Origin of the sequence: Burkholderia sp. BDU5, from assembly GCF_001522845.1 — a bacterium.
In the GTDB taxonomy this organism is placed as follows: Bacteria; Pseudomonadota; Gammaproteobacteria; order Burkholderiales; family Burkholderiaceae; genus Burkholderia; species Burkholderia mayonis.
Genome location: NZ_LOWC01000045.1, coordinates 84,801 through 111,535, shown reverse-complemented (window position 1 = coordinate 111,535; position 26,735 = coordinate 84,801). Strand labels below are relative to the sequence as shown.

The 26,735-nt window shown below is 65.1% G+C and carries 24 protein-coding genes; 17 read left to right on the top strand and 7 right to left on the bottom strand.

The window, feature by feature from the left end:
* Positions 1 to 25: 25 nt before the first annotated feature.
* The 5 genes from WS69_RS08810 to WS69_RS08790 all read right to left on the bottom strand — a co-directional run bounded on the left by WS69_RS08810 (position 26) and on the right by WS69_RS08790 (position 4,958).
* A complete protein-coding gene (locus WS69_RS08810; protein WP_059470397.1) occupies positions 26 to 1,162 on the bottom strand; it encodes a glycerophosphodiester phosphodiesterase in 1,137 nt (378 codons plus the stop codon).
* A gap of 366 nt (positions 1,163 to 1,528) precedes the next feature.
* Positions 1,529 to 2,143 carry a LysE family translocator gene (locus tag WS69_RS08805; RefSeq protein ID WP_059470455.1) on the bottom strand — a complete coding sequence of 205 codons (615 nt, stop codon included), beginning with the start codon at positions 2,141 to 2,143 and terminating at the stop codon, positions 1,529 to 1,531.
* A gap of 282 nt (positions 2,144 to 2,425) precedes the next feature.
* On the bottom strand, positions 2,426 to 2,953 hold the full coding sequence (locus WS69_RS08800; protein WP_059470396.1) for a GNAT family N-acetyltransferase: 528 nt from the start codon (positions 2,951 to 2,953) through the stop codon (positions 2,426 to 2,428).
* Positions 2,950 to 3,537: a helix-turn-helix domain-containing protein gene (locus WS69_RS08795; RefSeq protein WP_059470395.1), complete on the bottom strand. Its 588-nt coding sequence runs from the start codon at positions 3,535 to 3,537 to the stop codon at positions 2,950 to 2,952. Before WS69_RS08795 ends, WS69_RS08800 begins: the two co-directional genes overlap by 4 nt.
* A 188-nt stretch (positions 3,538 to 3,725) precedes the next feature.
* Positions 3,726 to 4,958, bottom strand: a complete 1,233-nt coding sequence (locus tag WS69_RS08790) for a MoaF-related domain-containing protein (protein WP_082716053.1) — start codon at positions 4,956 to 4,958, stop codon at positions 3,726 to 3,728.
* Positions 4,959 to 5,242: 284 nt separating this feature from the next.
* On the opposite strand from WS69_RS08790, the gene WS69_RS08785 reads away from it, so the two are divergent.
* The 6 genes from WS69_RS08785 (at position 5,243) to WS69_RS08760 (ending at position 12,389) form a co-directional block, all read left to right on the top strand.
* Positions 5,243 to 5,689: a winged helix-turn-helix transcriptional regulator gene (locus tag WS69_RS08785; protein WP_082716052.1), complete on the top strand. Its 447-nt coding sequence runs from the start codon at positions 5,243 to 5,245 to the stop codon at positions 5,687 to 5,689.
* Positions 5,690 to 6,425: 736 nt separating this feature from the next.
* A complete protein-coding gene (locus WS69_RS08780) occupies positions 6,426 to 8,024 on the top strand; it encodes a DUF2957 domain-containing protein (protein WP_059470392.1) in 1,599 nt (532 codons plus the stop codon).
* Positions 8,025 to 8,085: 61 nt separating this feature from the next.
* Complete coding sequence (locus WS69_RS08775) at positions 8,086 to 9,336, top strand: DUF2957 domain-containing protein (RefSeq protein WP_059470391.1); 1,251 nt, start codon at positions 8,086 to 8,088, stop codon at positions 9,334 to 9,336.
* 79 nt (positions 9,337 to 9,415) lie between these two features.
* Complete coding sequence (locus tag WS69_RS08770) at positions 9,416 to 10,240, top strand: OmpW/AlkL family protein (RefSeq protein WP_059470390.1); 825 nt, start codon at positions 9,416 to 9,418, stop codon at positions 10,238 to 10,240.
* A gap of 115 nt (positions 10,241 to 10,355) precedes the next feature.
* A complete protein-coding gene (locus tag WS69_RS08765) occupies positions 10,356 to 10,871 on the top strand; it encodes a hypothetical protein (RefSeq protein WP_059470389.1) in 516 nt (171 codons plus the stop codon).
* A gap of 498 nt (positions 10,872 to 11,369) precedes the next feature.
* Positions 11,370 to 12,389, top strand: coding sequence for a hypothetical protein (locus WS69_RS08760; protein WP_059470388.1), 1,020 nt, complete (start codon positions 11,370 to 11,372; stop codon positions 12,387 to 12,389).
* 39 nt (positions 12,390 to 12,428) lie between these two features.
* Here WS69_RS08760 and WS69_RS08755 read toward each other — a convergent pair whose 3' ends face one another.
* Positions 12,429 to 13,436 (bottom strand): zinc-dependent alcohol dehydrogenase family protein, encoded by a 1,008-nt coding sequence (locus tag WS69_RS08755; RefSeq protein WP_059470387.1) that lies wholly within the window; start codon positions 13,434 to 13,436, stop codon positions 12,429 to 12,431.
* Between the two features lie 256 nt (positions 13,437 to 13,692).
* On the opposite strand from WS69_RS08755, the gene WS69_RS08750 reads away from it, so the two are divergent.
* The 4 genes from WS69_RS08750 to groL all read left to right on the top strand — a co-directional run bounded on the left by WS69_RS08750 (position 13,693) and on the right by groL (position 19,564).
* Positions 13,693 to 14,118: a winged helix-turn-helix transcriptional regulator gene (locus WS69_RS08750; protein ID WP_059470386.1), complete on the top strand. Its 426-nt coding sequence runs from the start codon at positions 13,693 to 13,695 to the stop codon at positions 14,116 to 14,118.
* A gap of 1,093 nt (positions 14,119 to 15,211) precedes the next feature.
* On the top strand, positions 15,212 to 16,885 hold the full coding sequence (locus WS69_RS08745; RefSeq protein ID WP_059470385.1) for a beta strand repeat-containing protein: 1,674 nt from the start codon (positions 15,212 to 15,214) through the stop codon (positions 16,883 to 16,885).
* Between the two features lie 697 nt (positions 16,886 to 17,582).
* Positions 17,583 to 17,876, top strand: coding sequence for a co-chaperone GroES (gene groES / locus WS69_RS08740; protein ID WP_009889537.1), 294 nt, complete (start codon positions 17,583 to 17,585; stop codon positions 17,874 to 17,876).
* Between the two features lie 47 nt (positions 17,877 to 17,923).
* Positions 17,924 to 19,564, top strand: a complete 1,641-nt coding sequence (gene groL / locus WS69_RS08735) for a chaperonin GroEL (protein ID WP_059470384.1) — start codon at positions 17,924 to 17,926, stop codon at positions 19,562 to 19,564.
* A 305-nt stretch (positions 19,565 to 19,869) separates the two neighbouring features.
* On the opposite strand, the gene WS69_RS08730 is transcribed toward groL, so the two are convergent.
* Positions 19,870 to 20,727 carry a hydroxymethylpyrimidine/phosphomethylpyrimidine kinase gene (locus tag WS69_RS08730; RefSeq protein WP_059470383.1) on the bottom strand — a complete coding sequence of 286 codons (858 nt, stop codon included), beginning with the start codon at positions 20,725 to 20,727 and terminating at the stop codon, positions 19,870 to 19,872.
* A gap of 221 nt (positions 20,728 to 20,948) precedes the next feature.
* On the opposite strand from WS69_RS08730, the gene WS69_RS08725 reads away from it, so the two are divergent.
* The 7 genes from WS69_RS08725 (at position 20,949) to WS69_RS08695 (ending at position 26,731) form a co-directional block, all read left to right on the top strand.
* A complete protein-coding gene (locus WS69_RS08725) occupies positions 20,949 to 21,119 on the top strand; it encodes a rubredoxin (RefSeq protein ID WP_004186709.1) in 171 nt (56 codons plus the stop codon).
* 179 nt (positions 21,120 to 21,298) lie between these two features.
* Positions 21,299 to 22,549 carry a hypothetical protein gene (locus WS69_RS08720; protein ID WP_059470382.1) on the top strand — a complete coding sequence of 417 codons (1,251 nt, stop codon included), beginning with the start codon at positions 21,299 to 21,301 and terminating at the stop codon, positions 22,547 to 22,549.
* Between the two features lie 194 nt (positions 22,550 to 22,743).
* Positions 22,744 to 23,322: a YqgE/AlgH family protein gene (locus tag WS69_RS08715; RefSeq protein ID WP_059470381.1), complete on the top strand. Its 579-nt coding sequence runs from the start codon at positions 22,744 to 22,746 to the stop codon at positions 23,320 to 23,322.
* On the top strand, positions 23,319 to 23,759 hold the full coding sequence (ruvX, locus tag WS69_RS08710; RefSeq protein WP_059470380.1) for a Holliday junction resolvase RuvX: 441 nt from the start codon (positions 23,319 to 23,321) through the stop codon (positions 23,757 to 23,759). Before WS69_RS08715 ends, ruvX begins: the two co-directional genes overlap by 4 nt.
* The gene (gene pyrR, locus WS69_RS08705) at positions 23,746 to 24,264 is read left to right on the top strand and encodes a bifunctional pyr operon transcriptional regulator/uracil phosphoribosyltransferase PyrR (protein WP_059470379.1); all 519 of its coding nucleotides are present in this window, start codon (positions 23,746 to 23,748) and stop codon (positions 24,262 to 24,264) included. Before ruvX ends, pyrR begins: the two co-directional genes overlap by 14 nt.
* Positions 24,265 to 24,342: 78 nt before the next feature.
* On the top strand, positions 24,343 to 25,374 hold the full coding sequence (locus tag WS69_RS08700; RefSeq protein WP_010105896.1) for an aspartate carbamoyltransferase catalytic subunit: 1,032 nt from the start codon (positions 24,343 to 24,345) through the stop codon (positions 25,372 to 25,374).
* A 79-nt stretch (positions 25,375 to 25,453) separates the two neighbouring features.
* On the top strand, positions 25,454 to 26,731 hold the full coding sequence (locus tag WS69_RS08695; protein ID WP_059470378.1) for a dihydroorotase: 1,278 nt from the start codon (positions 25,454 to 25,456) through the stop codon (positions 26,729 to 26,731).
* Positions 26,732 to 26,735 lie beyond the last annotated feature (4 nt).

The following is a 26,735-nucleotide window of genomic DNA, read 5'->3' as shown; positions in this document are numbered from 1 at the left end:
GCTCGCGCGGCCCGCACGCGGATGCTTACCGGCGGAACGTATCGACGGCCGTGCGGCCGACTGCGGGATCGTCGGTGAAGAAGCCGTCAATGCCCGCGCGCAGGTACGCCTGGATCTCGCGCACCGAACCCGCCGTGTTGCGCGCGCTCGGCGCGCCGCCGTCTTTCAGCGATGCCGGCAGGAAGTTGTTCTCTGGCCGGAACGTGTACGGATGCACGAGCAGCCCCGCTTCGTGCGCATGGCGCACGTATTGAGTCGGCTGCTGCAGCGCGCCGTCGCTGCCGACCGGAATGATCGACGTCTTGTACGGCCCGACCGCGTTCGCATATGCCGCGATCTGGCGCATGCCGCGCTGCGTCGACAGGTCGCCGTACGTGCGCGTGTCGCCCGCCTTCACGAAGTCGTACGGACGCTGCTTCGGCTCGTCCATCAGTTGGACGAGCTTCCAATTCGGCTGGCTCGATCCGATCCGGTTGCGGATCGCCTTCAGGTTCGCGACTTCGAACGACTGGATGTAGATGGTCGCGTCGCGCGCGGTATATGCGTCCTTGCGCAGCGCGTCGACGAGGCGGTCCTCGAGCGGCAGGCCGATCGACTGGAAGTAGGTCGGATGCTTCGTCTCCGGATAGATGTGGATCGTGCGGCCGACCTGCGTGGACATCTGCTTCGCGAGCGCGACGATCTCGTCGAACGTCGGGATCTCGAACTGATCGTCGTACGCGGTGTTCGCCGAACGGTACTGCGGGATGCGCTCGCGCGCGCGCAGCGTCTTCAGCTCGACGAGCGTAAAGTCCTCGGTGAACCAGCCGGTGAGCTGAGCGCCGTCGATCGTCTTCGTCGTCTTGCGGCTTGCGAACTGCGGCAGCGCCGACACGTTCGTCGTGCCCGAGATCTCGTTCTCGTGGCGCGCGACGAGCACGCCGTCGCGCGTCGACACGAGGTCGGGCTCGATCACGTCCGCGCCGTCCTCGATCGCCTTCCGGTACGACGCGAGCGTGTGTTCGGGACGCAGCGCGCTCGCGCCGCGATGGCCGACCACCTGCACCTTCGCCGAGATCGGCGGCGTGTAGTCGGGGTCGTCGTCGCCGCAGGCGGCAAGCGCGAGCGCCGCGGCGCTCGCGAATGCGACGAGGGGGAAAGCGAACGAGCGCTTGAAGGACATGTCGTCGATCCTGTGAAACGAAACCAAGCCAAGGGAAAGGGATGTGTCGGCGGCGGGCGGTTCGCGCCCGCGCGCCCGAGCAGGTGACGCGCGCCGCGCGGCGGATGCCGGCCGGGATGCGATCGTCGCAGCGAATAATTGCATATGTATTACTTGTTGCTGTCTATTTTTGTACGTCGCGCGGTGGCGACACTGTCGGGTGCCGCACGCTCGTCGCCGGTCATGCAGGCGGAAGGCGCGGCTGCCCGACGTCATGAAGAAATCGCCGAGGCGGGCGCATGCGTGGAGAACCCAAGGCGCGGCGTCCCGATGTCCGCGACGATGCGCGAAGAGACGCGACGCGTCGATCGCTCGCTCGACCCCGCGTCAACGCTCGACGATCGCGACGACGCCGAGCGCGACGAAGAGCGCGCCTGCGAGATAGCGCCCGACGGTCATCGCCGCGCCACCCGGCGCCGCGTTCTTGCGTAGCGGATGCGCGAGCGCGATGCAGGTCAGGTCGGCGAGCGAGAACAGCAGGTTTGCGCATGCGCCGAGCAGGAAGAGCTGCCAGCCGACGTCGAGCGATGCGGACGGATCGACGAACTGCAGCAGGAACGACAGATAGAACAGCGCCGACTTCGGGTTCGACGCCTCGATGAGCGCGCTCGACGAGATCACGTTCTTCGGCACGGCGGACGGTGCGTGGTCTTCGCCGGGCCGCGTGCGGATGCGCTGGATGCCGAGCCAGATCAGGTACGCGCCGCCCGCGACGCGCAGCGCGTGATAGAGCCACGGCGACGTACCGAGCACGACGACCGCGCCGATCGCCACGGCGCAGATCTGGAAGAACGCGCCGAGATGGATGCCGAGCGCCGACAGCACGCCCGCGCGTCGGCCGTGCTGCAGCGTCAGCGAGACCGTTTGCAACAGCGCCGGGCCCGGGATGAAGCCGAAGCCGAGGCAGGTGACGATGAAGGCGAGAGTGGGGCTGACCGTCATGGAATGTCGCTCGTCGTGGGAACGCCAGATCGGCTCGTCGGCGATGCGTCCAAGGGCGAATCGGGCGGCGCGCGTTTCGATGGCGTTGCGCCGACGTCGCGCGCATTTCGGCATGCGGCATGCGCAGCATGTGGCTCAATCTGCAGACGAAACGGCCGAAACGGCGAGCTTAAGGCACGGCGGAGCCGCTGGGCAAGCGAAAGATAGCGGCCGAGCGCCGGCATGCGGGGGCCGGCGCGGTATGCGCGGCCCGTGCGCCGAAGAGACGGCGCGCGCCGAGGCTCAGACCTGCTTGTAGAAGAACGTCGTCGCGCACGGCGCGCCGTCCGGCATCAGCGCGTACTGCGGGACGACGCCGACGCGCTGCCATCCCGCGCGCCGGTAAAGCCGTTCCGCGTCGCTGCCCGTCACGGTGTCGAGCACGAGGACGGTCTTGCCGGCTGCGCGTGCGACATCGTCGAGCGCGGCGAGCAAGCGCTGCGCGACACCGCGTCGCCGCGCATCGCGATGCACGAGCATCTTCGCGACGTCCGCGCGATGTGGCTGGTTTTCCGGCAAGCGCGTGATCATCTGCACGGTGCCGACGATGCGGCCGTCGGCGTCTTCGGCGACGAGCAGCGTGCGATCGCCGCACGCAACGCCGTCGGCGACGTCGCGCCAGAACGCGCGCGCCTTGTCTCGCGCGAGCGGCGCCATGAAGCTCACCGACGCGCCGCCTTCGACGCAATCGATCAGCACGTCGGACAGCGCGTCGACGCATGCGATCGCTTCATTCGGCCCGACGCACCGCACGTCGATCGAGTCGTTCATTCGATTCTCCCCGTGCGAATCGCGGGCGCCGCGGCGAGCGCGACGACGTAGCGCGCGGCCCTGCGGCCCGGATTGAAGAAGACGGTCGGACGATCGAGACGCATCGCGAGACAGTCGCCGGCGGTGATGCGCCACGTGTCGTCGCCGTTCGTGATGTCCATTTCTCCTTCGAGCATCCAGACTTGCTGATGAAAGTCCGCGTGGCGCTCGCCGGTGTCGTACGCGACGCGCCCGCCGGGCGGGAACTTCACCTCGACGAGTTGCAGCGGCGACGGCGCCGCGGGCGACAGGCTGCGGCGCACGTAGCCCGACGCCGGATCCTTCCAGACCGGCTGTTCGGTGGCGCGGGACAGCGGCGACGCCGCCTGCGCAGCGCGATCGTCCTCGAACAGCGACGCGAGCGACACGCCGAGCGCGTTGGCGAGCCGCTCGAGCACGACGGCCGTCGGGCTGCTCTGCGCGCGTTCGATGAGCGAGATGTTCGAGCGGCTGACCTTGCTGCGCTCGGCGAGCGCGTCGAGCGAATAGCCGCGCAGATCGCGGAGTGCGCGCACGCGGCGCGCGATCAGTTGATTGACGTCCATGCGATCCAGTATATTGGAATAAAATCCAGAATACTAGATTTGCATCCGAGCGATGCACGGTGTGTACGCGATGGCGGCGCGCTCGACGGCTTGGGTGCGCGCCTTGCCCGTCCAATGCGATCCGCCGGCACGACGAAGCGCCGCTCCGGCGCGGCGGCGAACCGGAGCGGCGCATTTGCCGCACTGCGTTACTTCACGTCTTCGATGCGGATCGTTCCCTTCAGGTGCTGGAACTCGCCGTTGCGATGCGCGATGTTCGTATGGACGACGCCGTTCTCGAAATCCTCGACGTGCACGACGTTGTCGCCGCTCTTCGGCTCGTGCCAATAGACCATGAACACCTGCGGCCGGATCTGCGTCGCCTTGTATTCGACGGTATCGGTCGAGCCTTGGTACTGGCCGGACGTGCCGGTGAACGTCATCGTGTGGTCGTCCTTGAAGTCGAGGCGAAAGCCGATGTCGCCAAACTGCACGAGCGCCTTCTTGCCCGCGGCCGGAAATGCGGACGCCGTGCCGACGACGGGCCACTGCATCTCGCCCTTGATGACCTTCGCACTCATCTCGAGCGACGACGCGTCGGCGAGGTTCGGATAACGCGCCTTCATCGCGGCGATCAGTTCTGCGGAATTTCTCGCTTTCGCAGCTTCCGTTTCGAACGCGACCAGGTAGTCGCGCGTGAACTTCACCGATGCGGGCGTGTATGGCTCGCTGCCGTCCGGATTCGCGAGGTAGTGGCCGGGCACGATGAGCTTCGGATGAAGCGCTGCGATCCGGTCGAGTGTCTTGATCCAGTTGCGGCGCGATTCCGGCGTCTGCGTATCGGCGATCCACACATGGATGTTCGCTGCGACCGGAATGCCGCCGACGATCGCGTGCGCGGACGGGATCGACACGAACGTGCGATCGGGCGATGGACCGTCGAGGCCGACGATGCGCAGCTCGTGGCCGTCGAGCGTCAGCTTGTCGCCTTTGAGCGGCTGCGGCACGACGAGCGAACGCGGCGCATTGTCCTTCAGGATCGGCCCCCAGTACGCGAGCTTGTCGTCCTTGTTCGCCTGGATCGCGGCGACCGTTTGCGGCGTCGCGACGATCTTCGCGTCCGGGAAGGCAGCCTTGATCGTGTCGAGTCCGAAGTAATAGTCCGGATCGCTGTGGCTCACGTAGACGAGCTTGAGCGGCTTGCCGGTCGCCTTGATCTTGTTGACGAGCGCCTCGGCGTCGTTGCGCTGGAACTGCGCGTCGATGAGGATCGTGCCGGTCTTGCCGGTGACGATCTCGGACGAGACCGGAAAAAGGCTCTTTTCGCCGGGGTTGTAGACATCGATCTGAAGCGGCGCGCCGGCGCCTGCGGCATGAGCGAGGCTCGCACCGAACATCGAGGCGGCTGCGGCAGCGAGCGCCACGAGAGAGCGTAAGGACATGAAGGATTCCCTGAGAGTCTTGGTGTTGTGAATGCGACGCCAGAGCAAGCGATGCGGCGTCGCCGAGGCAGGACGGTATCGTCGGATCGGTATCTGGATGAGTCACCTCGCTTGGAAAGTTAGCAAAACGAATCGATGGATCGACGCGCGGCCGGCGATGTTGCCGGTTTCCTCGAAGCATGGATGTCGCGAGTCGACGCGCATGGCGACATGGAAATGGACCGCCGTGCAAACGGTGCTAGTATCTGTAATACAGGTAGTTACCAGAAGAAACTATAGACTGGATGGCAACGATGGGGAAGAACGCACCAAAAGGTGAGCAGATTACCGAGAGGAAACCTTCGCTTCTCGACGCGCCACGCAAAGGCAACGTGTATGCGTCGGAATGTCCGACGCGGCTCGTGCTCGATCGCATCGCGGACAAATGGACCGTCCTGATCCTGGCGCTGCTGTCACATCAGCCGCTGCGTTTCAATACGCTGCTGCGGCATGTCGAGGGCCTGTCGCAGAAAGTGTTGTCGCAAACGCTCAAGCGGCTCGAGCGGGACGGGCTCGTTGCGCGCACCGTCTACGCGACAGTGCCGGTGTCGGTCGAATATGCGCTCACGCCGCTCGGCCATACGCTCGCGCGTTCGATCTCGCCGATCATCGTGTGGGCGGAAACGCACTTCGATGCCGTGCTCGATGCGCGGACGGCTTATGACGCCCGGCAGGGCAACGTGAGCGCCTGAACGATCGCGAGCGCTCAATCGGGCGAAATCGGCATCGCGCAATATCGAGAAAATAAATGCCGGCGCGATGTGATTTTTATTCTCGACTGATGCTTTTTCAAGCGAATCGAATCATTGCCATTGTTTCCTCTGCCGTGTGAAACGAGCGAAAAGCAAGGAAAGGGTTGCTTTGGTGCGCCGCGTCATTCATCATGCTTGAGAGAAAGCGACGCGAAAGCTGTTCGATCGGAATTTGACATTGCCTGGTATGACGTTTGAAACAACGTCGGGAGCACTGAACGGTCGAGGTTTGATCGGGCTCGGATGTTTGGAATCATGTATCGGTTTACATACCCCATTCATCGGATCATAGTCATGGCAAATAAAGCAGCATGATAACTACGAGCGTACTTACGGAGACCGAAGATGATACGCACATACGAGGGGTCAGCGGAGCAGCCGTTTTTTCAAATTCCCGTACGGGCAGTCGTCACGCGCATTGCTTTCCTGCGCAATCGCATCGCTAATTAGCCGTCGATTTTCATTCAATTTCCGCTTGAGGGCGCCGCATTATCATGCCGCGCCGCGAATCGGCGCGCGCATTGAATCCTGCGAGCCAAATGCGCATTGACCGCATGCTCGCGGCCAAGCGCCCAGAATCGCCGCGTCGCCTGTCGGCGACGCCGAGATACCAACCAGCCGGCGAGCGATGAAGCCACGTCGGACGAGACCGGGTTGGACCAAAAAAGGAGGGGTGATGTTTTGTATTCCTAATCTTCGTGCGACCGTGCTGTCGTGTGTGGTCGTTGCGATGCCGTTCTTTGCCGGCTGCGGAGGCGGGGACGATCCCGGCCCGATTCAGGTCGGGCAATGCTCGGGCAGCTCGTGTCCGCCGAGCGGACCGAGCACGACGCCGCCCACGGTGACGAAGCTGTGCCCCGATGCCCTCGATTACTCGACGACGTACACGGGCGGGTCGGGCAGCGGCGAATACGTGAAGGTCAAGTTCGACACGACGAAGAAGACCTATCAGATGCAATTCATCGCGTCGTCGGTGCCGACGTCCGCGGGGCAGATCAACAACACGCGCACCGGCCTCACGATCAACGGCACATTCCACAACGCGACTGGTCTGCCCACCGCCGAGCAGAACCGTTGCGCGTTCGTGCTGGACAACGGCGCGACGAGCGATGGTGCGTACTCGGTGACGATCAATCAAGCCGATCCGCCGATGCTGTTCGTCGGCATGGGCGTTGTGGGCGGCGGGATTCCCGGTGCGACGATCGCGTTCTCCGGCCTGGAACTGTTTCCGGGCTTGACGATCGGCAAGGTGCCGTCGCGCGCCTTCGATTTCTATCCGTTCATCGGCTTTACGGACACCGAAACGGACTTCGCGAAAGTGGCCGGTGTCTACAACGAGGTCGGCGTGCACCTGCAGCCGACGGGCACGTCGTTCCAGATGGCCGCGCCGCAAGGCTGGCAGCCGGATGTCGTGAACTGGACACAGACGCTCAATGCGGACGGTTCGTGCACGATCACGCCGGGCAGCGACTACTCGTGCCGCACGACCGGCACGCCCTGGACGCTGCGGACGAACGCGGACGGCACGCCCGACAACGTGTTCGTGAGTCACCCGCAACCGAGTCAGCCGTATCCGTCCGCGGGGCAGGGGCAGCCGCTCGTGATCCTGACGCCGAGCCAGGCGCAAGGCGTGATGATCGTCGGCAAGCTCAACGGCCAACTCGTGCCCGTCGTCATTCGCGTCGGCTACGCGAACGTCGACGCGAGTAATCCGCTCGGATCGGTAGCGGATGCGGAGATCGGCATCTCGGTGCTCGCGCCCGTTACGGCGATAGCCGCGAACTCGCTGCAAGGCGGTTACATCGGCGCGACGAGCGCGGTCGCGTGCGGCGTCGTGAGCTTCGGCGGCAATTCGAACGCACCCGCCAACAGCGGCTCGGCATTCGACAACACGGTGCCTCATCCGGAACTGCCCGGCACGTATCACGACGGGTTCTTCTACCCGTCCGCCGGCAACTGCACGGACGGCTCGGCCGTGTCGACGCTCGCGGCGAACTATACGTCGACGCTGTTCCAGGGCGCGACCGCGGCGTTCCTGGATCCGATGACGTCGTCAGTGAGCTCGCAGTTCTCGCTCGACTACACGCAGACGACGCCCGGCAAGATCAAGGTGACGGCGACGCGCGACTTCAATGCGCAAGGCAGCGCGGGTACGGTCGCGATCTTCAGGAAAGGCGACTCCGGCTGGCTCATCAAGGTCGGCAACGTGTACGGGATGGTCGTCAACAACAGTCAGTACAACCCGTTCTTCACGGTCGGCGCGTTCGTTCAGTAACAGATGACATCGCGGCGGCGCACAGCGCGCCGCCGCAGACTTCAAGATATCGAGGATTCCTATGCATTGGAGAAAATCGCTGGCCGTCGCCGTATTGGCTTCCGCCCTGACCGCCTGCGGCGGCGGTGACGATCCGCCGCCCGCGCCCGTCGTCCGGCTCTGTCCGAAGACCATCGATTACAACACCGTGTTTACGGGCGGCTCCGGCTCCGGTGAGCTCGTTCGTGTGCAACTCGACACGACGAAGATGACGTTTCAGATCACGTATCTCGCGTCGCCGGTGCCGGCGGCGGGCACCGTGCAGCCGACGCGCGATACGCCGCCCAACAACGTCGTGACCGGGACGCTGACGGACGAGACAGGTCTTCCGACCGAGAAGCTCAACCAGTGCACGTTCCGGCTGAACGACGCGAGCCTCGATCCGAACCGTCCGGCGCGCGTGTTTCTCGGCGAGGGCGTGCTGGGCGGCGCGATTCCCGGCGCGACGATCGAGTTCGACGGCGTGATCGGCGTCGGCCGGATTCCGAAGACGACGTTCCCGTACTATCCGTTCATCAGCTTCTCCGATCAGGAGACCGATCTTTCGAAGATCGCGGGCAACTACAACCAGCTCGGCTATCACCAGGTGCCGTCGCAGAATTTCATGCAAGCGGCGATCGACGCGAAGGTCACGATCAATGCGGACGGTACGTACGTCGAGACCGACAACTTCGGCAAGAAGAACGGCGGGCAGCCGCTCGCGTCGAGCGCGACCGTCAATCAGAAGCTGACGCTGCGCGCCGATGCACCGGTGTTCGAGTCGCTCAACTATCAGCCGCAGATCCCGGCGACGCTGGCGTCGCTCGATCCAACGAAGGCGGGCAAGGGCATCCTGATCGTCGGCAAGCTGCGCAACCAGCTGGTGCCCATCTTCATTCGCACCGGCGCGGCGAATTCCGATCTGACGCAAGGCGCGCCCGTTGCGGACGACGAATCCGGGATCTCGATGCTGAGTCCGCAGCAGGCGATCGCCTTGGGTTCGCAGGACGGCGAATACACGGGCGTCGACAGCCTGTTCGATTATCGCGCGACCGCACTCGTCGGCACGCAGGCGACGCTGCTCGATCCGTTCCATGCGTCGCAGGTCGCGCTCACGCGCGCGCTCAATCTCGACTACACGCAGGCCGTGCCGGGCGTCGTCACGACGGTCCAGACGAATGCGGCGTCGGGACCGTCCACCGGCAAGTTCATCTTCACGGGCGGCGTATTCGGTTTCCTCGACATGAGCGACGTCAACAACCCGTACTTCACGGTGGGCGCGTTCGTGCAGTGAGCGTCGCGCGAAACAGGAGACATACGGCGACGCGTGGCCCGCGGGCCCGCGTCGCCCGATCGGAGTATCAGGAGACTTCATGAAGAAGCTGATTGCAGCGTGCGTCGTTGCAGGTGCATCGACGGGCGCTTTCGCGCAGCAGGCGGGCGACACGGTCGCGACGCTCGGCTGGCTCCACGTGATGCCGCAGGACTCGAGCAACGGCCTTACCACCAACGTCGTCAATTCGCCGATCAACGGCCCGCTGCGGCTGCCCGGCTCGTTCACGTCGCCGGGCACGAGCCTGACGGTCAACAACGCGGACACGGTGGGCCTCACGTTCACGTACTTCTTCACCGACCACATCGCGGTGACGTCCGTGCTTGGGATTCCGCCGGAGTTCGCGCTGACGGGCCACGGCGTCATCAAGCCGCCTGGTCCGTCGGGCTCGCTCGGCAGCGTCGATCTCGGCAATCCGGCGAATCAGCCTGCCGTGAAAAACGCGCGGCAGTGGAGTCCGACGATCATCCTGAACTACTACTTCAATTCGCCGACGGCGAAGTTCCGGCCGTTCGTCGGCATCGGCGTCGCATATAGCTGGTTTTCTAACATCGAGCTCAACGGCAATTTCGCAAAGGACGTCAACGACAACCTCGGCAGCGTGCTCGCAGCGGGCGCCGGCAAGCCGGGGCCGACGTCGGTCGAGGGGAAGGCGTCGTCGTCGTTCACGCCGGTCTACAACATCGGTGCGAGCTATGCGTTCGCCAAGCGCTGGGCGCTGACGGCGACGCTGTCGTACATGCCGCTCAAGACGTACTCGTCGCTCGTCATCAAGGCTGCCGACGGCACGACGCTCGCGACGACGCGCACGAAGCTGAAGGCCGATCCGCTCATCACGTTCGTCGGGATCTCTTACAAGTTCTGAGCCACGGGCGCGCGGCGTCGGCGCCCGGGCTTCCTGTGACCGAGCGGGCGAGATCGATCGGCTGCGACGTCACGTTACCGGCGGCAAGCCGCCATTCGTCAAGTGAGGCAGACTCATGCGTAACCGTAAATTTGTTCCGTTCATTGTCGCGTTGGCATTCGCAGCGGCAGCAGCTACGCCAGCGCTCGCCGTCACCATAACCCGCGTCGACGGCCAGCCGATGAATCCGAACGGCGAGCCGTTCTCGGCGACGTCGTCTCCCAACGAGACCCTGCTGTCGAAAGGATCGATCACCGCGAACTGCGTCGCGACGTTCAACGGCACGATCACGTCGGCGGGTGTCGTCAACATCACGTCGACGACGTTTACCGGCAGCAACAGCCTGTGCGGCCTCATCAAGGGCAGCGCGAGCGGCCTGAATCCGTGGACCGGCCAGGCCGACAGCGCGACTCAGTTGACGATCAACAACGCGCAGGTCAACGTGACGCTGCTCGGCCAGTGTGGTCCGAGCAAGGTGGTGACGTCGTGGAACGACGCGAATTCGTCGATTACCTTCAGCAACGCCGTGCTGGCGCCGGACTGCAAGGTGACGGGGACGGTCGTGACGTCGCCGAAGTTCCGCGTCCAGTAATTTGCGTTCGTCACGGTTTTGCCGTGCGGCGGCTCGTCGATCATGAGCCGCTGCGCGTGTATAGCGTGAACGCGGCCGCCAGGAGCCGCCGCGTTCGCAAGACGACGAACGACAGGAAGTTCGCCTGACGTCAGGGCAGCCGCGCATGCCATTGTGCCGGGATGCGCGGCCCGGCGAGCATTGCGATCGCGCTGAGGGGCAAGCGCGTGGGGCCGCGGTGCGCGCTGTGCGATGCGTGCGAAGGTTGCGCGCAGGCGCGCGAGACGAGCGCGAAGGCAGGGCGGCCATCGTGCAAACGTTTCGGAGCCCGATCGACAGCGGGGCGAACATGGGCCGGTCGTCGTCAAAAATAAAAGGGGCGACGCGTTCGCGCATCGGTGCGCCGCGCGGAGTCGGGCCTTCGACGCATGGGCGAGGGCGGCTCGCGTGCGACGTGCAGCGACAGTTGCCGTCGCCCAACTGCGGACACGATCCGCATCGCTATTTCTCGGATGGCCCATGCCTGACAATCATAATCATCGTGTCGACGCCCAAGGCCCGTCGCTCGGCAGCTTGCGCACGGCAGCATGGCTTCGGCATCTCCTCGATCACGCGGAGCGTCTTACGTCCGCGGCGGCGGCGAGCCGCGAAGCGCACATCGCGACCGCCGCGTACACCTCGCTCGCGCGATCGAATGCAAGCGCCCGGCGCGGCCCGACGGCGGACGCCGATCTCCTGAGCGAACTGCTCGTGGCGCTGCAAGGCGACGGCGCATCCGCCGACACGGCGCGCGCCGCCACATACGGCGCGTTTGCGCATACGCCGACGAAACGGCTGCTCGCGATCGTCGATCGTTATCTACCCGGTTCGAAAGCCGTGTTCGATGGAGCGTACGGCGTTGGGAACGCATGCGGCTTCGACGATCCGGAAGTCGGCTGGGCCGCGCTCGAATCGATCGAGCTCGGCATCGGGCACGCGCTCGCAGCGGACAGCGGCGTCGCGGAAGACGCGATGCGTGGTTTGGTTCGCTTCGACGGACCGGCGGCGGGCCGCGTCATCGATCGGGCGATCGGATGCGTGTGGCGGGCGGACGAAAAGCATATCGACGCCATGGCCGCGCTCGCGGCGTTTTCGGCGACGCTCGCGACGAATGCGCCGATCACGCTCGCCGCATACGGCGGCGAGCACAACGGCATCGCGGCCGCGATTCGGCATGAGCGTCGGGATCTCGCATCTGCGGAAGGGCTGTGCGCCGCGCTCGCCGTCTGCCGGCTCGATCGGCTGTCAGGCGCCGGAAGCTTCTGGCCGTATTACCTGCTCGCGGGTGTGATGATCGCGGCGCCCGACGTCGTGGCCGCGATGGCCGGGCGCTTTCATGGAGGCGCGTTGAATGCATGGCTCGACATGATCCTTGCATCGCCCGCGCGCACCGAGATCGGCGGCGCCGGCGAGGCCGTGCTGGGACGGCTGGCCGCGTCGATGAGCTTCACGTCGCGGCGCAATCCGATCGTTCACACGAAGCGCAGGCCGATGCGTTGAGCGCCGGGCCGGCTCGGCAGCCGGCTCGCGCCGATCGGCTCAGATCGACAGGCAGATCTTGCCGAAGTGCTTGGCCGCAGCCTGATGGCGGAACGCGTCTGCGATCTCGTCGAGCGCGAACGTGCGATCGATCACCGGCTTGATGCCGGTCGAATCGATCGCGCGCACCATGTCGATCTGGTGCCGGCGGCTGCCGACGATGAGGCCTTGCAGATTCTGTTGGCGCGTCATCAGCGTGACGGTCGGCACCGGCCCGGCGATGCCCGTCAGCACGCCGATCAGCGCAATATGGCCGCCGATCCGGCACGCCTGAATCGATTGCGGCAATGTATCGGGGCCGCCCACTTCGATCACGTGATCGACGCCGCGTCCGTTCGTCTGCTCGAGGACCTTCGCGGCCCAATTCGCGTCGCGGCGATAGTTGACGACGTGGTCGGCGCCGAGCGCGCGAGCGCGCTCCAGCTTCTCGTCCGACGACGACGTGACGATCACGGCCGCGCCCATTCGTTTTGCGAACTGCAGCGCGAAGATCGACACGCCGCCCGTGCCGAGCACGAGCACGCTGTCGCCGGCCTTGAGATTGCCGTCGACGACGAGCGCGCGCCACGCGGTGAGGCCGGCCGTCGTCAGCGTCGCGGCTTCCGCATGCGTGTAGCCCTTCGGCGCGTGCGTGAACCAATGCGCGGGCCGCACGACCGATTCGCGCGCGTAGCCGTCGACGCCGTCGCCTGGCACCGTCGCGAAGTCCGCGGCGGTCGGGCCGCCGTCGAGCCATTGCGGGAAGAAGGTCGACACGACCGCGTCGCCGACCGCGTATTCCGTGACGCCTTTGCCGATCGCTTCGACGACGCCCGCGCCGTCCGACATCGGAATGCGTTTGTCGGCGGCGCCCATCCTGCCCGTGACGACGCCGAGATCGTGATAGTTGAGCGAGCTTGCATGAACGCGTACGCGGATCTCGCCCGCGGCGGGTGCGCCGGGATCGGCGAGCGTCACGCGTTCGAGCTGTTCGAGGCCTGCGGGCTGGCGAAGCATGATGGCTTTCATTGATTCGACTCCTGTAAATGGCGAGCGCACGAAGCGCGGCGCGCGATCGATGCGTTCGAGAGTGGCCGATCAAGGACCGGCGCGCGTTGCGTCGTTGCGCGTGTCGCACGCGAGCGCACGTGGATCGCGCTGAGCGAAGCTGGCCCGCGTCCGGCCGACGAGCAGACGGCGGATGGACGAATTGTCCGGGCGTACTTCGTTCGATGCAAGAACGTACAATTAAGGCCGGTACTATCAATTATGTAGGTATGTGACGATGCGACCGAAACGTTTCGACAGCAAAAGCGGGTGCTCCGTCGAGGTGACGCTTTCCGTCATCGGCGGATTGTGGAAGCCGGTGATCCTGTTTCATTTGTTGCGGGAGAAGAAGCGTTTCATGGAGCTCACGCGGCTGATGCCGAACACGACGCAGCGGATGCTGACGCTGCAGTTGCGCGAACTCGAGGCGGACGGGATCGTCGCGCGCCACGTCTATCCGCAGGTGCCGCCGAAGGTCGAGTACGAATTGACGCCGTTCGGCAAGACGCTCGCTCCCGTGCTGATCAGCTTGCGGGAATGGGGCGATGCGTATCGAACGCATCAATCAGGTGTCAACTCCGCCGAGACGACTTGCGACGCGTCGGCGTGCGAAGCATCGACGCAGTCGAAGAAACGCGCAGCCGCCGCGAGAAAGGCCGCGTAGCGCATCGATGCCGACGGATCGGTTGAGCGTGAATGCGCCGCGGTCGATTCGCAAATCGCTGGTTCCGTCTGCATCGCATGGCCGGTGATGTTCGCGCGATGTTTGCCTGTTCGCTGTCGTGACGGCCGACATGTGCAGCGCTGCTTCTTGTCAGGAAATCCTTCCTCTTCAAATACACGCGAGACGAGCGATGCTCGCCTGGCATGTCGCGCGTGCTTCCTCGCGGCCCGCAATGCGCGCCTTCTCCTTCTTCGTCATTTTCAACCGCGTCGTTGGATCGCCGGGTGATGCGCGATGCTCGGCTTCGATGAAGATGTCCGTTTCGTGAACGGCATCGAATTCGTTCGATCTTTCATGCGTTGGCTCACGATGAAGAGAAATATCACATAGTCATTTTTAATCAATTTTTATATGAATTTAAATGAAATATGAGAGAAATATTTTGTCTGTAATGTGAATTTGTCATTTAAATATGAAAGACAATGAAGGCTGTCGTCGATCGGATGCCAGAGGATATACACGCACGTGGACGCCACCATGCTTGCAGACATGCCCGTCGACATCAGGATCCGCAAGGGAGAGCGGGGGTTGTACGGGAAAGATGGAAAGACGCTCACGCACGTGGATGCGTGGTTATCCTTGCAGGACGGTGCATGAATAAGTTTTCGTCGTCCGCTGTACCGGACTGTCTTTAGGCGACCTGCGCGGCGAGTCGATGATTGTCGGCCGCTTCGGCTTGCCTACCCTCGGCTCGCATGGACAAGCGGAGTGCAGGTTTTCACAGGTCTATCGATTGAATTTTCTATTGAATTTTCATGAGATTTTTATGGAATTTATTTATGTGATGAATAAGTATATGTTTTTGATGAAAATGTAACGGTATGGAGTGTGATGTTACGTTACGGCACGCGTAACGAGGGAAAGAAGAGGCGTCAACTGTGCTGCTCGCGCGACGTATCGAGCAATTAAATTCGGTGTGGATTTGTTTTCTTGAAGGAACGGTGCGCGATCGATCCGGCGCGCACGCTGGCATGCTCCGTGCGATGACCTTCGCGCCGTAATGACGGCAGTACCTATCCAAACGAGGTCACATATGAAACAAAACTTCAAGTTGACGAGCATTGCACTGTCGGCAGCAGTCGCGTTCGGGGGGGCGGCGGCGATGCCGGCCGTCGCAGGTGGGCTGAATACCCTTCCGATCTCTGCTTCGGTCGGCGATCTGGGCGGCGTTGGCTCGGGTAGCGCTGTATCGGGGCTTGCCGGCGGTGCGCAGCAGGGGGCGATCCACGCCAGCGTGCTCGGCTCGGCCGACGCGTCGGTCGGCGCCGGCGCACTCGCCAACTTGGCAGGCACGTTCGCGAACGCGGTGAGTCATAACCCCGTTCAGGGTGTTGTGAACAATGCGGTCGGTACGCTGACGAATCTGGCGAGCAACAACCCGTTGCCGGGCGCGCTGAATAACGCAGTGGGTCCGCTGCAAAACGCGGTGACCAACAACCCGCTGTCCGGCATCGCGAACAGCGCCGTAGGCACGCTGACGAATCTGGCGAACAACAACCCGTTGCCGGGCGCGCTGAATAACGGGGTGGGTCCGCTGCAAAACGCGGTGACCAACAACCCGCTGTCCGGCATCGCGAACAGCGCCGTAGGCACGCTGACGAATCTGGCGAACAACAACCCGTTGCCGGGCGCGCTGAATAACGGGGTGGGTCCGCTGCAAAACGCGGTGACCAACAACCCGCTGTCCGGCATCGCGAACAGCGCCGTAGGCACGCTGACGAATCTGGCGAACAACAACCCGTTGCCGGGCGCGCTGAATAACGGGGTGGGTCCGCTGCAAAACGCGGTGACGAACAGCCCGCTATCCGGCGTTGCAAACAACGCCGTGGGTACGCTGACGGGTCTCGCGAGCAACAACCCGCTCGCAGGCGCTGTCGGCGGCCTGAGCAACACGCTGCCTGCCGCTCTCAGCAACTCGGCTGGCGCATTGGTGGGTGCCGCCAGCAACGTGACGAGCGCGCTGGCGGGCGCGGGCAGCAACGCGGCCGGCACGCTTGCGGGCGCCGCGAGCAACAATCCGCTGCCGGGCGTCGTGAACAACGTGGCCGGCACGCTCGCGAACGCGATCGGCGGCAATCCGATCGCGCCGATCACGAGCGTCGTGAGGGGCCTGACGAACGCGCTGCCTGTCGCCAACCCCACGGGCGCATTGACGGGTGCCGTGAACAACATCGCAGGCGCGCTCGTGCGCGTGGCGAACGGCAATCCGGTAACGGGCGCGGTCAGCGGTCTCGTGGGCGCGTTGCCCGTCAGCAATCCGGCTGGCGCGCTGACGAGCGCAGCGAACACTACGGCAGGTACGATTGCGACCGTCGCGGGCAGCAATCCGGCTGCAGCCGTCGGCGGCACGATCGGCAGCGTCGCAGGTATGCTGACGGGGGCGGCCGGCACCGGCGTCGCAGCGGGCTCGCAGCTCGGAAGCGTCGGCTCCGCGCTGATGGGTTCGGGCGCGACCTCGGCCGGCAAGATGTTGACGTTGGGCAGCAACGCGTTCGGCAGCACGGCGGCCGCAACCGGTTCGTTGCTGTCGACGGGCGCTGTCGCCGCGAGCACGGTTGTCAACTCGGTAGGCTCGTCGGCCGGTGCAGTGGTGGCGTCGCTGCCGGACCTGACGGTCTCGTCGTCGAAGTCGGCTGCTCCGGCGTCGAACCCGCTCGCTCCGGTCACATCGGCGGTTGCGACGCTCGCCGGCGCGCTGCCGAAGTAATGCGGCGCGGCGCGTCCCGACGATGCTACGGGACGCGCCTACTCTAGTCACTAGACATCATGTATGGACCTGCCCCCTCAATGCGGCTCTGAGCCGAGGTGTAACCGACCTCAAGCTTAATCCGCGTACCTTGAGGTGCGGCAGGTCCATACATGATGTCTCGCCGGAAAATTGGCCGGAAGTCGAACCAGGGCGGCATGGCGGCGACGTCATGTCGCCTTGTCGTTCCGGTGCCGGACTTGTCGTCCGAGCCACGGGCTAGGCGAGGGCGGCGGTGCGCCGGCATCCGTGGGACCGCGGGCGGGCAGGCGGATTGGCTTGGATGTAAGGAATATGTATGCGATGATCGTACCTTCGCCGCCGATCGAGTCAACGAGGCAACCCCGCCTCAGATCCGCTCCGACAATGCGCGCGGCGGCTCGCGCCGCATTCCGCCGCATCGGCCGATTCCGCCTCAAGCGATTGTTTCGATTGAGATTGTTGCGCAATCCGACAACGCATCCCGGCCGCGTTTCCCCCGGATTTCGCCGCGCCGAAATTTTGCTGAATCGCCGGCGATTCCTCTTCTTGAATTTGTCAAAACCCGTCCATATAATTAGCACTCGCTGCACGAGAGTGCTAACAATTCCTGCCGGTCGGCGAGCCGCCCGGCAGTTTCCCTCAGCGTTCTTCAGTCTCAATCAAGAGAGGAGTGAATATGAACCTTCGTCCGTTGCATGATCGCGTGATCGTCAAGCGCCTGGATCAGGAAACCAAGACCGCCTCGGGCATCGTCATTCCCGACGCAGCCGCTGAGAAGCCGGATCAAGGCGAAGTTCTGGCCATCGGCCCGGGCAAGCGCGATGACAAGGGCGCTCCGATCGCCCTCGACGTGAAGGTCGGCGATCGTGTTCTGTTCGGCAAATACGCTGGCCAAACCGTCAAGGTCGACGGCCAGGAACTGCTCGTGATGCGCGAAGAAGACATCATGGCCGTGGTCAACGCTCAGTAAGCGTTCGCCAACGGATCACATTCTCAAAGATTTCAAGGAGTTAGAAGATGGCAGCTAAAGACGTCGTATTCGGCGATTCCGCACGCGCGAAGATGGTCGAAGGCGTGAACATTCTCGCCAACGCAGTGAAGGTCACGCTGGGTCCGAAGGGCCGCAACGTGGTGCTTGAACGCAGCTTCGGCGGCCCGACGGTCACGAAGGACGGTGTGTCGGTCGCGAAGGAAATCGAGCTGAAGGACAAGCTCCAGAACATGGGCGCGCAAATGGTCAAGGAAGTGGCTTCCAAGACCAGCGACAACGCCGGCGACGGCACGACGACGGCAACCGTGCTCGCGCAATCGATCGTGCGCGAAGGCATGAAGTACGTCGCGTCGGGCATGAACCCGATGGACCTGAAGCGCGGCATCGACAAGGCCGTGGCTGCCGCAGTGGAAGAGCTGAAGAAGATCAGCAAGCCCTGCACGACGAACAAAGAAATTGCACAGGTCGGCTCGATCTCGGCGAACAGCGACTCGTCGATCGGCGATCGCATCGCCGAAGCGATGGACAAGGTCGGCAAGGAAGGCGTGATCACCGTCGAAGACGGCAAGTCGCTTGCCGACGAACTGGACGTCGTCGAAGGCATGCAATTCGACCGCGGCTACCTGTCGCCGTACTTCATCAACAACCCGGACAAGCAAGTCGCCGTCCTCGACAACCCGTTCGTGCTGCTGCACGACAAGAAGGTGTCGAACATCCGTGATCTGCTGCCGGTGCTCGAGCAAGTCGCGAAGGCTGGCCGTCCGTTGCTGATCATTGCCGAAGACGTCGAAGGCGAAGCGCTCGCCACGCTGGTCGTGAACAACATCCGCGGCATCCTGAAGACCGTTGCGGTCAAGGCGCCTGGCTTCGGCGATCGTCGCAAGGCGATGCTGGAAGACATCGCGATCCTGACGGGCGGCCAGGTGATCGCCGAAGAAACGGGCCTGACGCTCGAGAAGGCAACGCTGGCCGAGCTGGGCCAGGCGAAGCGCATCGAAGTGGGCAAGGAAAACACGACGATCATCGACGGTGCAGGCGAAGCCGTCAGCATCGAAGCGCGCGTGAAGCAGGTTCGTGCGCAGATCGAAGAAGCGACGTCGGACTACGACCGCGAGAAGCTGCAAGAGCGCGTGGCCAAGCTGGCGGGCGGTGTGGCAGTGATCAAGGTCGGTGCTGCGACCGAAGTCGAAATGAAGGAAAAGAAGGCGCGCGTCGAAGATGCGCTGCACGCTACGCGCGCTGCCGTTGAAGAAGGCATCGTGGCAGGCGGCGGCGTCGCGCTGATCCGCGCACGCACCGCGATCGCTGGCCTGACGGGCATCAACGCCGATCAGAACGCCGGTATCAAGATCGTGCTGCGCGCGATGGAAGAGCCGCTGCGTCAGATCGTCACGAACGGCGGCGAAGAAGCAAGCGTCGTGGTGGCGGCAGTTGCTGCGGGTTCGGGCAACTACGGCTACAACGCCGCAACGGGCGAGTACGGCGACCTGGTGGAAGCCGGCGTGGTCGACCCGACCAAGGTCACGCGCACCGCGCTGCAGAACGCAGCGTCGGTCGCCGGCCTGCTGCTGACGACGGACGCAGCCGTTGCCGAACTGCCGAAGGAAGACGCTCCGATGCCGGGCGGCATGCCGGGCGGCATGGGTGGCATGGGCATGGACATGTAATTGGCGTAGCGCCGATTGCATCGAAGGACGCGCGGCAACGCGCGTTCTCCCAAACGAAAACACCCGCAGCAATGCGGGTGTTTTCGTTTGGGGCCGAGGAAAGCCGAACGGCGATCGAACGCGGCATCGGCCGCCGTCATTGGCCGCTGTCATCGGCATCAGGCGGCTGCGCGACGCAAGTCATGTTGCTAGTCGCCGCTATTGTTGAGTTGAACGTTCCGGACGAATCGGCGATGACGACTGGAATCCGTCTGGAACGTTGGCGGGCAGCTCGATCGCGCTGGTGCGGGCGGCAATGAAGCGGCTTACCGCCGGACGGGCGAGCCCGACTGCGGCAGCGTCGGCGGAGGCGCGTCGTCTTCATTGCTGCGGGCCCAGAAGAAACGATCCGGCAGATACGCGCCCATTCCGGGCCGAAACGCATCGCGGGCTGCCTGATACAGATATTCCTGCGCTTCGCGCACCGCCTCGGGCGGTTCCTGGCCGTTCGCGAGCAGAGCGGCGATCGCCGCGCCGAGCGTGTCGGTGATGCCCATCAACCGATGCGGCGTGCGTTCCCATAGATCTTGCCGGATCTGGCCTTCCTCGCTGTACAGCGAATTGACGAGGCGGTGCGAGCCGGTCTCGGTCGCCAGGATGTATTCGCAGCCCTGGCTGAGCAGGTGCGACAGTGCGGCGTCGAGGTTCGGCGCTTCGGCGTCGCCGTCCGGCTGCGCGAGCGCGATGAGCGTCGCGTGGTCGGCGACGAGGAGTGTCGTCTGCGGCGCGAGCAGATCGGCGACCGATTCGCGCAGGTCGTCGGCGGCGAGCACATGCTCGTCGTCGAGCGTGAAGTCCGGCGCGAGGACGAGCGGCACGCCGTCGTAATCGGCGACCACTTCGGCGATCGCGCTCACGACTTCCGCCCGCGTCGCGGCGCCGATCTTGAACGCGGCGACGGGCATGTCTTCGAGCAGCATGCGCGCCTGTGCGGCGACGGTATCCGGATCGAGGCCGGTGACTTCGTCGCAGGCGGCGGAGTCGCGCACGGTGTAGCCCGTCAGCACGGACACGCCGTGGCAGCCCATGCTCGCCAGAGTCATCAGGTCGGCTTGCAGGCCGGAGCCGCCTGTCGGATCGGACAGGCCGAAAGTGAGGACGATCGGAGGGGTGTTGCTGGACATGGAAATGGGGAAAGAGGAAAAACGGTGAAGCCAGTTGGCAGGATGCACCAGCCGGGTGCGCCCGCGCAGTCAATTATGCGGCGGATTCCGTCTGTCCGAAGCGTTTTTTTATCGCGCCGCAGCGAGCAAACGCAACTAGAGGCCGATTGCTAGGCAGTCCGGCGCCGACACGGTACCATCATGGCTCTCAAATCAACGGACTTTCCTTTACGCGGCTTAAGATGGAATATAAAAGCTGGATGTGCCTGATCTGCGGTTGGATTTACGACGAAGAAGCTGGGTTGCCGGAGGAGGGCATCGCCCCGGGCACACGCTGGGAAGACGTTCCCATCAACTGGACATGCCCCGAGTGCGGCGCGCGCAAGGAAGATTTCGAGATGGTCCAGATCTGACCGTCTCGCGTCGGCGGTTTGGCATCGAGCGAACCGGCGGCGTCGGCGCGGCAGCATCGACGGGTTGAGGCGCCGCTTGCGGCGCGGCTTCGTTTCTGGTGCTGACGCTCGTGCCTATTATCTCTGAAATCGCGACGGTCCCGGTCCTCGACGCTTTGCCCAATCCGCGAGGCGGTGCAGTGCCTGCGGCCGAGGCGGCGCTGCGCGCCGCGCAGCAGGCGTTCGAGCGGCGAGCCGATCCGGCCGAGCCGCTTACCCGCGCTGCGGCAGCGTTGCAGGAGGCGGGCTGGCTCGCCGCGCAACGCTTTGTCGTCGCGCTTGCTCACGCCGCGCCGCTTGCGGCGACGGAATTGCAGCCGATTGCGTTCGAGGCCGCGCTGCGGGATTTCCGCGCCGCGCTGGAGCGTCACAATCTGCGCGAGCTCGCCTGCTCGCCGCTCCTGTTCGAGCATTATCGTGCGCTGTGCGTACAGGCCGCGAGCGATTTGCGCGCGAACACGCCGCACGATGCGCTCGCGCTCGCTGGCCGGCCGGTGCCGCCCGCCACGCTGTATGCGCTGTCGCCAGATGCGCTCGCGCATCTGCGCGCGCGCTACGAGCAAGCGCTTCTCGGCGCGCTGCGTGCGTCGGAGGCGGCGACCGACACGGCGCTCGACGGACTTGCCGACTGCGCGGCCGAACTCGCCGGCCCGTTTCCGTATGACTATTGGCGGCTCGCTGGCGCGTGCATGCGGGTGCTGCGCGTGCGCGGCGGCGTCGAGCTCAAGCGTTTTCTTGCGCGCTGCAACCTGCTGCTCGGCGAGCAGGTTCGCGGATTGCGCATCGCGCCTGCCGCGCTCGTTCGTGAGGCGCTCGCGCTCTTTTGGCGCGACTACGCGCTGTACGGCGCGGCGGCCGAGGACGTGACCGACGTCGAGCTGCTGCATGACTACGGGCTGACCGTCGCGTGGCACGTCGCGGGCACGCAGGCGTCCGAGGCATTGTGGGAAGCCGACGCCGCGCGCGCCGAGGCTGACGCAGTACGGGCCGCGCCGACGCGCGAACTTGGCGTCGTCACCGTCAACGGTCACGCGTATGAGGATTTTCTTCAGACGGCCGATGCGTCGATGACCGAGCTGGCGCTCGACGTGCGCACGGCTGACGCGGGTGCCGCGTTGCAGGCGGCGGAGGCTGCGTATCGCGTTGGCTCGGTCGCGTGTGCGCTCGGGCTCGGACACACGGCGCTGCTTGCCGACGCACTCGGGCTCGCATGGCGCCGCCGTGCGCATCTCGGCGCGACGGGCGAAGCGGGCGCGTCGGCATGCCGGCAGGCCACCGAAGCGTTGCGCGCGACGTTGCACAAGATTGCAGCGGGTATGGCGCCGCCCGACTTGTCGGACGCGTGTGCGGCGCTCGCGGATGCGTTGTCGGGCGCGGTCCGGAGGGCATGATGCGACGCGCGGCGGGGCGGCAGGCAAGGCCGGCTTCTTGCTTTTGGCCGATGCGGCGCAATCGCGCGCGGCGCGCGTGCCGATTGGCCCCGAACGCGTGATAGAGTGAGTGTATGTCGTGTCGACCGCGCGGCGTGCGAGGCCGCGACAAGCGGCGTCCGTCACGTCGCGAGGTCTTTGCTAAAATTCAAACCATGCCAAAGAGTTCCGATCGCATCAACCTTACCAACCAGTTCCTGATCGCCATGCCGAACATGGCGGATCCGACGTTTTCAGGAACGGTGGTCTATCTTTGCGATCACAGCGAGCGCGGCGCGCTCGGCCTCGTCATCAATCGCCCGACCGACATTGATCTCGAGTCGCTGTTCAACCGCATCGATCTGAAGCTCGAGATCGAGCCGCTCCTGCACATCCCCGTTTACTTCGGCGGCCCGGTGCAGACCGAGCGCGGCTTCGTGTTGCACGAGCCCGTCGAGGGCAGTTCGTACAACTCGTCGATGACGGTCGAAGGCGGGCTCGAGATGACGACGTCGAAGGACGTGCTCGAGGCGGTCGCGACGGGCGCGGGCCCGAAGCGTTTCCTGCTGACGCTCGGCCATGCCGGCTGGGGCGCGGGGCAGCTCGAGGAAGAGATTTCGAAGAACGGCTGGCTCACGGTTGCCGCCGATCCGCGGATCGTGTTCGACACGCCCGCCGAAGAGCGCTTCGAAGCGGCGCTCGGGCTGCTCGGCGTGAGCTCGTCGATGCTATCGGGCGAGGCAGGGCACGCATGAGCGCAGCGCTTTCGCGCGACGCGACGCTCCTGGCGTTCGACTACGGCGAGAAGCGCATCGGCGTGGCCGTCGGCAATCTGCTGACCCGCACGGCCCGCGCGCTCGTCATCGTTCCCAATCTGAATCGCGAGCACCGCTTCAAGGCAGTCGGCGAGCTGATCGCCGAATGGAAGCCGGATGCGCTCGTCGTCGGCCTGCCGCTTCATCCGGACGGCGCGCCGCACGAAATGACGCAGCAGGCGAAGCGCTTCGGCAATCAGCTGAACGGCCGCTTCAACCTGCCGGTGAGCTGGGTCGACGAACGCTACTCGTCGGTCGAAGCACGCGCGGATCTGCGCGCGCACGGCAGCGGCGCGGATCGTGTCGATGCCGAAGCCGCCCGCATCATCCTTCAACAATACCTCGACGAACTGCCCGATCATCATGAGTTCAATTGACGCCGAGGCGCTTTACCGCGTCCTGCTCGACCAGATTCGCGGCGCCTATGGCGAAACCGCGTTCGCCGAATCCGGCGGCCCCGTGCTGGCCGGCATCCGCAGCGGCGGCGCATGGCTCGCCGAGCGCCTCGCGCGCGACCTGAACGCGCCGGACTTCGGCGTCGTCAACGTTGCGCTGCATCGCGACGATTACGCGAAGAAGGGGCTGCACAGCCAGGCGAGCCCGACGTCGCTGCCGTTCGAAGTCGAAGGGCGGCACATCGTCCTCGTCGACGACGTGCTGTACACCGGACGCACGGTGCGCGCAGCACTCAACGAGCTGTACGACTACGGGCGGCCCGCCGCCGTCGAGCTCGCGGTGCTCGCCGATCGAGGCGGGCGCGAGCTGCCAATCGCGGCGCGCTTCGTCGGCGGCGCGTTCGACGTCGACGCCGACGCGACGCTCGTGCTCGAGCGCACCGACGCGGGACAATTCACGCTTCGCACCGAGGCGCGCGCCGGCTGACGCGCGCGACGCATTCCGGCCGCCCGCGCGCATCGCGCTCCGGGCGCCGTTTGGCAACACGTTGGAATCACGCACATCATGACGACCGACACCTCCGGCCGCACCGGCAATCCCGCCGCGGCCGCGCCCGCCGAGCGCTTTCGCTACGGCTTCCTGAAGGGCAATCCGCAGCTCACGAAGAACGGCGAGCTCAAGCATCTGCTGTCGATCGAGGGCTTGCCCCGCGCGATCGTCAACCAGATTCTCGACACCGCCGAGCAGTTCGTCAGCGTGACCGACCGCGAAGTGAAGAAGGTGCCGCTTCTGCGCGGCAAGTCGGTGTTCAATCTGTTCTTCGAGAACTCGACGCGCACGCGCACGACGTTCGAGATCGCCGCGAAGCGGCTGTCCGCCGACGTGATCAACTTGAACATCAACGCATCGTCGACGAGCAAGGGCGAGTCGCTGCTCGACACGATCAACAACCTGTCGGCGATGCATGCCGACCTCTTCGTCGTGCGTCACGCGTCGAGCGGCGCGCCGTACCTGATCGCCGAGCACTGCGCGCCGCACGTGCACGTGATCAACGCGGGCGACGGCCGTCATGCGCACCCGACGCAGGGCCTCCTCGACATGTACACGATCCGCCACTACAAGCGCGACTTCACGAAGCTGCGCGTCGCGATCGTCGGCGACATCCTGCATTCGCGCGTCGCGCGTTCGGACATCCATGCGCTGACGACGCTCGGCGTGCCGGAAGTGCGCGCGATCGGCCCGCGCACGCTGCTGCCGGGCGGTCTCGAGCAGATGGGCGTGCGCGTGTTCCACAACCTCGACGAGGGCCTCAAGGACGTCGACGTGATCATCATGCTGCGTTTGCAGAACGAGCGGATGAGCGGCGCGCTCCTGCCGTCCGCGCAGGAATACTTCAAGAGCTGGGGCTTGACGCCCGAGCGCCTCGCGCTCGCCGCGCCCGACGCGATCGTGATGCATCCGGGGCCGATGAACCGCGGCGTCGAGATCGACTCGCAGGTGGCCGACGGCCCGCAATCGGTGATCCTGAACCAGGTGACGTTCGGCATCGCGGTGCGGATGGCCGTGATGGGGATCGTCGCCGGCACGAACGACTGACGTGCGCGGCGCCGCGGGACACCCGCGCGCGCATCGAACTCGACGAAATCAACGCATTCAACGCATCAACAGACAGCGCATGAAGATTCATATCAAAGGCGGCACGCTCATCGATCCGGCGGCCGGCACGGAACGGCAGGCCGACGTGTTCGTCGCCGCCGGCAAGGTGGCCGCGATCGGCGCGATGCCGGCCGATTTCAACGCGGCGAAGACGATCGACGCGACCGGAATGATCGTCGCACCGGGCTTCGTCGACTTGTCGGCGCGGCTGCGCGAGCCGGGCTACGAGCACAAGGCGACGCTCGAATCGGAAATGGCCGCGGCGGTCGCGGGCGGCGTGACGAGCCTCGTCTGCCCGCCCGACACCGATCCCGTGCTCGACGAGCCGGGCCTCGTCGAGATGCTGAAGTTCCGCGCGCACAATCTGCATCAGGCGCACGTGTATCCGCTCGGCGCGTTGACGGTCGGGCTGAAAGGGCAGATCATCACCGAGATGGTCGAGCTGACCGAGGCGGGCTGCATCGGCTTCACGCAGGCGGACGTACCTGTCTCCGACACGCAGGTGCTGCTGCGCGCGCTGCAGTACGCGAGCACCTACGGCTACACCGTGTGGCTTCGGCCCGTCGACGCGTTTCTCGCGAAGGGCGGCGTCGCGGCGAGCGGGCCCGTTGCGTCGCGGCTCGGCCTGTCGGGCGTGCCGGTCGCGGCCGAGACGATCGCGCTGCACACGCTCTTCGAGCTGATGCGCGTGACGGGCTCGCGCGTGCACATCGCGCGGCTGTCATCGGCGGCGGGCGTCGCGCTCGTGCGCGCGGCGAAGGCCGAGGGCCTGCCCGTGACCTGCGACGTCGGCGCGAACCACCTGCATCTGATCGACGTCGACATCGGCTACTTCGACGCGCAGTTCCGCCTCGATCCGCCGCTGCGCACCGAGCGCGACCGCGAAGCGATCCGCGCCGCGCTCGCCGACGGCACGATCGACGCGATCTGTTCGGATCACACGCCCGTCGACGACGACGAGAAGCTGCTGCCGTTCGCCGAGGCGACGCCGGGCTCGACGGGGCTCGAGCTGTTGCTGTCGCTGACCGTGAAGTGGGCGCAGGAGGCGGGCGTGCCGCTTGTGCGCGCACTCGCGAAAATCAGCTCGGCACCCGCAGGCGTGCTGAAGCTGCCCGCCGGCCGCGTCGACGAAGGCGCGCCGGCCGACCTGTGCGTGTTCGATCCGAATGCGCACTGGCGCGTCGAGCCGCGTGCGCTGAAAAGCCAGGGCCACAATACGCCGTTCCTCGGCTACGAGCTGCCCGCACAGGTAGGCGCGACGCTCGTCGCGGGCCAGGTCGCGTTCGAGCGCCGCTGACGCG

Coding starts and splice junctions, on each gene's coding strand:
- WS69_RS08700 (WP_010105896.1), top strand. CDS start 24,343: ATGACGACCGACACCTCCGGCCGCACCGGCAATCCCGCCGCGGCCGCG.
- pyrR (WP_059470379.1), top strand. CDS start 23,746: ATGAGTTCAATTGACGCCGAGGCGCTTTACCGCGTCCTGCTCGACCAG.
- WS69_RS08790 (WP_082716053.1), bottom strand. CDS start 4,958: ATGTCCTTACGCTCTCTCGTGGCGCTCGCTGCCGCAGCCGCCTCGATG.
- WS69_RS08810 (WP_059470397.1), bottom strand. CDS start 1,162: ATGTCCTTCAAGCGCTCGTTCGCTTTCCCCCTCGTCGCATTCGCGAGC.
- WS69_RS08800 (WP_059470396.1), bottom strand. CDS start 2,953: ATGAACGACTCGATCGACGTGCGGTGCGTCGGGCCGAATGAAGCGATC.
- ruvX (WP_059470380.1), top strand. CDS start 23,319: ATGAGCGCAGCGCTTTCGCGCGACGCGACGCTCCTGGCGTTCGACTAC.
- WS69_RS08780 (WP_059470392.1), top strand. CDS start 6,426: ATGTTTTGTATTCCTAATCTTCGTGCGACCGTGCTGTCGTGTGTGGTC.
- WS69_RS08730 (WP_059470383.1), bottom strand. CDS start 20,727: ATGTCCAGCAACACCCCTCCGATCGTCCTCACTTTCGGCCTGTCCGAT.
- WS69_RS08775 (WP_059470391.1), top strand. CDS start 8,086: ATGCATTGGAGAAAATCGCTGGCCGTCGCCGTATTGGCTTCCGCCCTG.
- WS69_RS08785 (WP_082716052.1), top strand. CDS start 5,243: ATGGCAACGATGGGGAAGAACGCACCAAAAGGTGAGCAGATTACCGAG.
- WS69_RS08745 (WP_059470385.1), top strand. CDS start 15,212: ATGAAACAAAACTTCAAGTTGACGAGCATTGCACTGTCGGCAGCAGTC.
- WS69_RS08805 (WP_059470455.1), bottom strand. CDS start 2,143: ATGACGGTCAGCCCCACTCTCGCCTTCATCGTCACCTGCCTCGGCTTC.
- WS69_RS08755 (WP_059470387.1), bottom strand. CDS start 13,436: ATGAAAGCCATCATGCTTCGCCAGCCCGCAGGCCTCGAACAGCTCGAA.
- WS69_RS08725 (WP_004186709.1), top strand. CDS start 20,949: ATGGAATATAAAAGCTGGATGTGCCTGATCTGCGGTTGGATTTACGAC.
- WS69_RS08715 (WP_059470381.1), top strand. CDS start 22,744: ATGCCAAAGAGTTCCGATCGCATCAACCTTACCAACCAGTTCCTGATC.
- WS69_RS08765 (WP_059470389.1), top strand. CDS start 10,356: ATGCGTAACCGTAAATTTGTTCCGTTCATTGTCGCGTTGGCATTCGCA.
- groES (WP_009889537.1), top strand. CDS start 17,583: ATGAACCTTCGTCCGTTGCATGATCGCGTGATCGTCAAGCGCCTGGAT.
- WS69_RS08750 (WP_059470386.1), top strand. CDS start 13,693: ATGCGACCGAAACGTTTCGACAGCAAAAGCGGGTGCTCCGTCGAGGTG.
- WS69_RS08770 (WP_059470390.1), top strand. CDS start 9,416: ATGAAGAAGCTGATTGCAGCGTGCGTCGTTGCAGGTGCATCGACGGGC.
- WS69_RS08760 (WP_059470388.1), top strand. CDS start 11,370: ATGCCTGACAATCATAATCATCGTGTCGACGCCCAAGGCCCGTCGCTC.
- WS69_RS08795 (WP_059470395.1), bottom strand. CDS start 3,537: ATGGACGTCAATCAACTGATCGCGCGCCGCGTGCGCGCACTCCGCGAT.
- WS69_RS08695 (WP_059470378.1), top strand. CDS start 25,454: ATGAAGATTCATATCAAAGGCGGCACGCTCATCGATCCGGCGGCCGGC.
- groL (WP_059470384.1), top strand. CDS start 17,924: ATGGCAGCTAAAGACGTCGTATTCGGCGATTCCGCACGCGCGAAGATG.